Here is a 7620-nt window from a genome sequence, read left to right on the forward strand (position 1 = left end):
ATGACACAGCCTTGCACCGCCTCCACGGGGCTTCCAGATGCCGCCCCCTTGTCGGCTGCCGTGCTGCGGCAGTTCGACGTTGCGGGCCCGCGCTACACCTCGTATCCGACGGCCGACCGGTTCATCGAAGCCTTCGGTGCGGACGAGTACGCGGCGGCGCTGCGCGAGCGGCGCGATGCGGGCGCTTCGGCGGCGCCGCTGTCGCTCTACGTGCACATTCCGTTCTGCGAATCGCTGTGCTACTACTGCGCATGCAACAAGGTGGTGACGCGGCACCACGAGCGGGCCACCCAGTACCTGGCCTACCTGGCGCGCGAGACCCGGCTGCAGGCCGCGCAGCTGGGCCGCCGCGCCGCCGTGAGCCAGTTGCACCTGGGCGGCGGCACGCCCACCTTCCTGAGCGACGCGGAGCTGGGCGAACTGCTGGCCATGCTGCGCGAATCCTTCGACTTCGTCCCCGGCGGCGAATGGTCCATCGAGATCGATCCGCGCACCGTCGATGCCGCGCGGCTCGCCAGCCTGGCGACGCTGGGTTTCAACCGGCTGAGCTTCGGCGTGCAGGACTTCGACCCCGAGGTGCAGAAGGCCGTGCACCGCATCCAGCCCGCGCACCAGGTGTTCGGCTTGATGGCCGATGCGCGCGCGCTGGGATTCAAGTCGATCAACGCCGACCTGATCTACGGGCTGCCGCGCCAGAACGACAGGTCCTTCGAGCGCACCATGGCCCAGGTCTGCGAGCTTCGGCCCGACCGCATCGCGCTCTACGCCTATGCGCACCTGCCCGAACGCTTCAAGCCGCAGCGGCGCATTGCCGCGGACGAACTGCCCGACGCCGCCGCGCGGGTGCGAATGCTCTCGCGCGCCATTGCCACGCTCAGCGATGCCGGCTACGTCTACATCGGCATGGACCACTTCGCGCTGCCGGACGATCCGCTGGCGGTGGCCAAGCGGCAGGGGCGGCTGCAGCGCGATTTCCAGGGCTACAGCACGCAGCCGGAGGGCGACCTGGTGGCGCTCGGCGTTTCCGCCATCGGCCGCATCGGCGCCAGCTACAGCCAGAACGCCAAGACGCTGGACACCTACTACGACCTGCTCGGCCAGGGCCGCCTGCCCGTGGTCCGCGGCCTTGCGCTGTCGCGCGACGACGTGCTGCGGCGCGCGGTCATCATGGCGGTGATGTGCAGGGGGCGGGTGGTGTTCGACGCCATCGGCGAGGCGCACCGCATCGACTTCCGGCACTACTTCGCGGCCGAGTTCGCGGCGCTCGGGCCGCTTGTGGCCCAGGGACTGGTGCGGGTCAGCGACCACGACATCGAGGTCACGGCCGAGGGCTGGTTCGTGGTGCGCGCCATCGCCATGGTGTTCGACCGCTATTGCCGCGAGAACCGCACGCGCTTTTCGCGCGTGGTCTGAGCATGCAGACCGCGTGGGCCGCCTTGCTGATGGGCCTGGCAGGCGGCCCGCACTGCGTGGCCATGTGCGGCGCGGCCTCGGCCGCGGTGATCCGCATCGTGCCGGCGGCGGCGGGCGGCCATGCCAACACTGCCCTCGCGGCGCCGGCGGCCTTTCATGTGGGCCGCATCGCAAGCTACGCCGCCGCGGGCGCCATTGCGGCCGCAAGCGTGGACAGCCTGGCCCAGGCCAGCGCGCAGGTCGCCGCGCTCAGGCCGCTGTGGATGCTGCTGCATGTGTTCGTGTTCGCATGGGGCGCCGTGCTGGCCGTCGCAGGCCGGCAGCCGGTATGGGCGCAGCGCGTCGGCCGAACGCTCGAAGCGCGCCTTCGCCCATTGGCCGGGGGCACGCCGCTGGGGCTGCTGGCCGTGGGCGCACTCTGGGTGGCCATGCCTTGCGGGCTGCTCTACTCGGCGCTGCTGCTGGCCAGCCTGGGCAACGGGCCGCTGCAGGGCGGCCTCGCGATGACGTCGTTCGCCATCGGCAGCGGACTGTCGCTGGTGCTGGCGCCATGGCTCTGGCAGCGGCTGCGCTGGGGCGGCACCGGCCGGCTCCAGGCCTGGGGCGCGCGCCTGGCGGGCGTGCTGCTGGCGGCGGTGGCGCTGCAGGCGCTCTGGGCGGACCTCGGCCACCGGATCGCCGACTGGTGCCGCTGAGCGGCGCGCCGGCTCAGCCCGCCCAGCGCCAGTCCTCGATCTCCGGCATGTCCTTGCCGTGCACGGTGACGTAGGCGCGGTGCTCCAGCAACTTGTCGCGCAGATGCTGCTGTACATGGCCCGCGCTGTCGCGAAAGCGCTCCACGCGCGCAATGGCGTCGGCCGCCAGGTGGAAGCGGTCGAGCCGGTTGAGCACGGTCATRTCGAACGGYGTGGTGGTGGTGCCTTCCTCGCAGTAGCCGTGCACATGGAAGTTGTCGTGGTTGGTGCGCTTGTAGGTGAGCCGGTGGACCAGCGAGGGATAGCCGTGGAACGCGAAGACCACCGGGCGGTCGGTGGTGAAGATGGCGTCGAACTCCGCATGCGGCAGGCCGTGCGGATGCGCATCGGGCGACTGCAGCGCCATCAGGTCGACCACGTTCACCACGCGCACCTTCAGTTCCGGCAGCATCCTGCGCAGCAGGTCGACGGCCGCCAGCGTCTCGAGCGTGGGCACGTCGCCGGCGCAGGCCATCACCACGTCGGGGGCGGCATCCTGGTCGTTGCTGGCCCAGGTCCAGATGCCCAGGCCCACGGTGCAGTGGCGCACCGCCGATTCGATGTCCAGCCACTGCGGCCCCGGCTGCTTGCCCGCGACGATCACGTTCACGTAATTGCGGCTCTTCAGGCAATGGTCGGCCACCGACAGCAGCGTGTTGGCATCGGGCGGCAGGTACACGCGCACCACCTCGGCCTTCTTGTTCACCACGTGGTCGAGAAAGCCCGGGTCCTGGTGGCTGAAGCCGTTGTGGTCCTGCCGCCAGACATGGCTGGTGAGCAGGTAGTTGAGCGAGGCGATCGGACGGCGCCAGCCGATGCCGCGCGTCACCTTGAGCCACTTGGCATGCTGGTTGAACATCGAGTCGACGATGTGGATGAAGGCCTCGTAGCACGAGAAGAAGCCATGGCGCCCGGTGAGCAGGTAGCCTTCGAGCCAGCCCTGGCACAGGTGCTCGCTCAGCACCTCCATCACGCGGCCTTCGGGCGACACATGGTCGTCGCCGGGGAGGATCTCGGCGGTGGAAGTCCGCGCCGTGACCTCGAACAGCGCGCCCAGCCGGTTCGACGTGGTTTCGTCCGGCCCCATGACGCGGAAGTTGCGCGCCGCCTCGTTGCGGCGCATCACCTCGCGCAGGAACTGGCCCGCCACGCGCGTGGCCTCCGCATCCGCGGCGCCGGGCGTGGCCACCGCCACCGCATGCTCGCGGAAGGGCGGCATGGCCAGGTCCCGGAGCAGCAGGCCGCCGTTGGTGTGCGGATTGGCGCTCATGCGCCTCGCTCCCTTGGGCGCCAGCGCCGCGATCTCGGGGCGCAACGCGCCGCCTTCGTCGAACAATTCCTCAGGCCGGTAGCTGCGCATCCAGTCTTCGAGCAGGCCCACATGCGCCGGCTTGGCGGCAAAGCCGGTGAGCGGCACCTGGTGCGCGCGGAAGGTGCCCTCGACCGGCACGCCGTCCACCTGCCGCGGCCCGGTCCAGCCCTTGGGCGAACGCAGCACGATCATCGGCCAGCGCGGCCGCTCGCGGAAGCCGTTCTTCCGGGCATTGGCCTGGATGGCGTCGATGCCGTCGAGCGCCTTGTCGAGCGCGGCCGCCATCAGCCGGTGCATCTGCGCAGGCTCGTGGCCGGCAACGAAGTAGGGCTCGTGCCCGTAGCCCCGCAGCAGTTGCGCCAGCTCTTCGTCCGGAATGCGCGCGAGCACCGTGGGGCCGGCGATCTTGTAGCCGTTCAGGTGCAGGATCGGCAGCACGGCGCCGTCGCTCTCGGGGTTCAGGAACTTGTTGGAATGCCAGCTTGCCGCGAGCGCACCGGTCTCGGCCTCGCCATCGCCGATCACGCAGCAGGCGAGCAGGCCGGGGTTGTCGAACACCGCGCCGTAGGCATGCAGCAGCGAATAGCCGAGCTCGCCGCCTTCGTGGATCGAGCCCGGCGTTTCGGGCGCCACGTGGCTCGGAATGCCGCCCGGGAACGAGAACTGCGTGAAGAGCCGCTTCATGCCGTCGGCATCCTGGCCGATGGCGGGGTAGACCTCGCTGTAGGTGCCCTCGAGATAGGTGTTGGCGACCACGCCCGGGCCGCCGTGGCCGGGGCCGGCGACGAAGATGGCGTCGAGCTCGCGCGCCGCGATGGCGCGGTTCATGTGCGCATAGACGAAATTGAGGCCCGGCGTCGTGCCCCAGTGGCCCAAGAGCCGCGGCTTGATGTGCGAAAGGCTCAGCTTCTCGCGCAGCAGCGGGTTGTCCATCAGGTAGATCTGGCCCACGGACAGGTAGTTGGCCGCGCGCCACCAGGCGTCCAGCAGCGCGAAGTCGTCGTGCTCAGTCATTGTTCGCGCATTCCGCGGTGGTCAGCCGGTTGACGATCAGCGTGACGCCTTCGGCCCGGCGCACGGCGCGCTCGACGGCGCTCTTCAGGTCCTCGCTGGCCAGCTGGCCATGCAAGGTGACCACGCCGTCGGCCACGCGCACGTCGACATCGCAGCTGCACACCGCCGGGTCCCAGTTCAGCTGGGCGAAGACCTCGTGCCTGAGTTGAATATCGGGGTTCATCTCAAACCTTTCGAAGAAGAAAAGACAGAGAAAAACAAAGAGGAGCGGCTTCCACTATCGGTGCACACGCTTCGCACCTTGCCGTCGCGGCGCAATTCCGATGTGGCCTGCGGGTCTTTTTTGAGTTCGCGCCGGCTTTTGCGCGGACCGCGCCCGCTCGATAGGATGTGCTCGACGCGGCTGCATCGCGGCGCCCGACCCGGCTCGCCCCACATGATTCCATTTCCGGACAACCCAGGAGAACAGCATGGACAGCAACGTTCCCGCAACACCCGCATCGGCATGGACCGATGCCTACTTTCGCTCCCTGCTCGACTGGCAGGCGGCCTGCGGCGCGAGCGTGCTGCGGGCGCAGCAGATCCAGTGGGGAATGCTGGCTGCCTGGCAGCAGTCGGCCAAGGCCGTCCAGCAGGAACTGCTGGACCAGTGGACCAGCCGTTTCGGCGGCGGCGTGCCGCTGGACGGGTAGACACGCGGCCGGCCCACCTACTGGCTTGCCACCGCGCCGCCCGGCATGGTGAAGCGCGCCGCTTCCGCCTTGGCATGCGATTCGGGCGCGCGCACCAGCAGCACCGGAACACTCGCGCTGCGCAGGATCTGTTCCGCACTGCTGCCCATCACCATGCGGCCGAGGCCGCGCCGGCCGTGCGTTCCCAGCACGATCAGGTCCGCGGGCCAGGAAGCCGCCTCGGCCGTGACCCGGTCGGGAACGGCCCCCCTGAAGTTGTCGCACAGCACCGAGTCGGCCTCGACGCCTTCGGCGGCGGCCCTTGCCTTGCCTTCCTCGAGCAGCCTGGCGGCGGCGGCGCGCAGTTCATCGAGCCAGTCGCCCGTGCGGCCCGAGTAGGCGTCCATTGCCAGGGCGAAGGAGAGCTCGTCGATGACGTGGATCAGGCGCAGGCGCCCTGCGGTGACCTTGGCAAGGCGAATCGCTTCGCCCAGGCCATGGCTGGATGTCGAACTTCCATCGACAGGAACAAGAATTCGCTGGTACATGGTGTCCTCGCTTTGCTTTGAGGTGGGTATGCGGCCAGTGTCCGGGCCGGTGCGAGGCGCGGCTTGATGCGGATCAAGCGAAGGCGTTCTCGCGGGCGAAAAGGTCCGCACGGGATGCATCGCGTTTGATCTGCAGCAAGCCTGTGCAGGCCCGGACCCGCGATCCTCGGGTACGCACAGGAGCCATCCATGACCCACGCCACCGTTCGCATCATTCGCCAGGAGCATGCGGCGCTTGCCGCCATGCTGCGCTCCATCATCATGCTGCTCGAACAGCACCGCCGCAAGGGAACCCCGCCCGACTTCGCGGCCTTGCGCGCCATGCTGTTCTACGTCGACGAATTCCCGGAAAAGCGCCACCACCGCAAGGAGAGCGAGCTGCTGTTTCCCAAGCTGCGCGCCCGCACGCCGATCTCGCGCGAGCTGATGGACCGGCTCGACAACGACCATGCCTGGGGCGAGCGGAAGATCCGCAACGTGGAGCACGCGATGCTGGCCTTCGAGATGCTGGGCGACTCGCGGCGGGCCGCCTTCGAAAGCGCGATGGGGCAGTACGTCGACTTCTACCTGGACCACATGGCGATCGAGGAGCGCGAGATCCTGCCGCTCGCCGAAAAGGTGCTGACTGCCGAGGACTGGCGCGACCTGGACGAGGCGTTCGGACGCAACCGCGATCCGCTCACCGGCTACCGGCCAGAGCGGGAATACGAGGCGCTCTTCACCCGCATCGTGAACATCGTGCCCGCGCCGATCGGGCTGGGCCCTGCGGCTTAGGGCGCGGAGTCGGCGCCCGTGGGCAACGGGCCGGACTTCGGCGGCGGCGACCAGGCGGGCCGTTCGGAGCGGCCGGTGTCGACGACGATGAGATAGCGCCCCGCGCCTTCGACCGGCGCCTGGTCCGGCGGCAGCACCCACGGCGCGCTGCCCTCGGCCTTGGCCCTGAGGTAGTCGGCATCGAGCACGCCCAGGCGGTCGAGGAAGCGGTTCAGGCTGGCCGCAATGCGGATGCAGCCCTTCGATTGCACGCTGCCCAGCCGCGCCTCGAGCCGGTCGGGATCGGTGGCGTGCATCTGCAGCCGCATCGTGCTCGTGCCGCCCCGGCCCCACAAGCGCCGCGCCTGCTGCCAGCCGAAATCGAACACGCGCATTCCCTTTTCGCCATAGCCCCGAATGCCGAACTCGTTGCGCGTGCCCTCCGCGCGGAAATCGGGGTTTGCCACCGAGTGGTCGAACACGCCCAGCGGCGTCTCGAAGTACTCGAACCCGCCGCGGCGCCCGGTCGATACCGGCGCTGCCCCGATCAGCACGGGCGCGGCGCCGGCCGGCAGCCAGAAGGCGAAGAGGGCCTGGACCGAGGCGCTGCGGTCCACCAGCAGCGCGTACTGGGGCGGCTCCTCGGCGATGCCCGCGCGCCTGAGTTCATCGCGCGCGAGGTTGCCGTAGCGCTGCACTTCGTCGGGTGGCGGATCGAGCCGGCGATCGACCTGTTCCATGAAAGCCTGGCGCAGGCCCATTGGGTCGGCCCAGCAGGTGGCCAGCGCGCCTGCAAGCGCCGCAAAGACGAGCGCCCGGGCGGCGCGGCGCAGCCTGCCGGGAACGGCCGCGCCCGTGTTCTTCTCTTGTGCTCCCGTTTCCTTCATGCCTGCCAGGGCAGGCGAGTTGCGCCGGCCCTGGAAGGTTGGTACCCCGGAGGCCTGCGCGAGTTCCCGGGTGCGGCCCGGCCGGCCTGTTCAGGGCGTCAGGAATGTGACGCGGTTCGCGATGAGCACGCCGTCGACCACCGTGTCGCCCACCACAGAGACTTGGCGATTGGGGGGCAGATTGGCGAGATCGGCGACCGTGCCGTTTTCGAATACCGTTGCGGAGCCGCCGGCATTCACACGCTGTCCTTTCACCTTGAAGTCGGAAGCGGATTGATAGTTGGTAAC

The 7620-nt window shown here is 69.3% G+C and carries 9 protein-coding genes; 4 read left to right on the plus strand and 5 right to left on the minus strand.

Annotation, left to right across the window (positions count from 1 at the left end; all coding sequences use genetic code 11):
* Together hemN and AC1DOC_RS11225 are read left to right on the plus strand one after the other, a co-directional pair.
* Positions 1 to 1413, plus strand: a complete 1413-nt coding sequence (gene hemN / locus AC1DOC_RS11220) for an oxygen-independent coproporphyrinogen III oxidase (RefSeq protein WP_012747926.1) — start codon at positions 1 to 3, stop codon at positions 1411 to 1413.
* 2 nt (positions 1414 to 1415) lie between these two features.
* Positions 1416 to 2108: a sulfite exporter TauE/SafE family protein gene (locus AC1DOC_RS11225; RefSeq protein WP_012747927.1), complete on the plus strand. Its 693-nt coding sequence runs from the start codon at positions 1416 to 1418 to the stop codon at positions 2106 to 2108.
* Positions 2109 to 2121: 13 nt separating this feature from the next.
* Here the strand turns inward: AC1DOC_RS11225 and AC1DOC_RS11230 are convergent, their stop codons facing one another.
* Both AC1DOC_RS11230 and AC1DOC_RS11235 read right to left on the minus strand, forming a co-directional pair.
* Positions 2122 to 4473 (minus strand): phosphoketolase family protein, encoded by a 2352-nt coding sequence (locus AC1DOC_RS11230; RefSeq protein WP_012747928.1) that lies wholly within the window; start codon positions 4471 to 4473, stop codon positions 2122 to 2124.
* Complete coding sequence (locus AC1DOC_RS11235; protein ID WP_012747929.1) at positions 4466 to 4696, minus strand: BON domain-containing protein; 231 nt, start codon at positions 4694 to 4696, stop codon at positions 4466 to 4468. Before AC1DOC_RS11235 ends, AC1DOC_RS11230 begins: the two co-directional genes overlap by 8 nt.
* 247 nt (positions 4697 to 4943) lie before the next feature.
* Between AC1DOC_RS11235 and AC1DOC_RS11240 the strand changes: the two genes are divergently transcribed.
* A complete protein-coding gene (locus AC1DOC_RS11240) occupies positions 4944 to 5165 on the plus strand; it encodes a hypothetical protein (RefSeq protein WP_012747930.1) in 222 nt (73 codons plus the stop codon).
* A 17-nt stretch (positions 5166 to 5182) separates the two neighbouring features.
* Here AC1DOC_RS11240 and AC1DOC_RS11245 read toward each other — a convergent pair whose 3' ends face one another.
* A complete protein-coding gene (locus tag AC1DOC_RS11245; RefSeq protein ID WP_012747931.1) occupies positions 5183 to 5692 on the minus strand; it encodes a universal stress protein in 510 nt (169 codons plus the stop codon).
* 189 nt (positions 5693 to 5881) lie between these two features.
* Here AC1DOC_RS11245 and AC1DOC_RS11250 point away from each other — a divergent pair, with 189 nt between their 5' ends.
* Positions 5882 to 6466 carry a hemerythrin domain-containing protein gene (locus AC1DOC_RS11250; protein WP_012747932.1) on the plus strand — a complete coding sequence of 195 codons (585 nt, stop codon included), beginning with the start codon at positions 5882 to 5884 and terminating at the stop codon, positions 6464 to 6466.
* Here AC1DOC_RS11250 and AC1DOC_RS11255 read toward each other — a convergent pair.
* Complete coding sequence (locus tag AC1DOC_RS11255) at positions 6463 to 7332, minus strand: L,D-transpeptidase (protein ID WP_012747933.1); 870 nt, start codon at positions 7330 to 7332, stop codon at positions 6463 to 6465. The genes AC1DOC_RS11250 and AC1DOC_RS11255 overlap by 4 nt on opposite strands.
* 90 nt (positions 7333 to 7422) lie before the next feature.
* A partial coding sequence (locus AC1DOC_RS11260) for a DUF5666 domain-containing protein (RefSeq protein ID WP_478129809.1) occupies positions 7423 to 7620 on the minus strand: 198 nt, incomplete at its 5' end.

The sequence above is a fragment of the Variovorax sp. 01T439_2 genome (assembly GCF_056398445.1).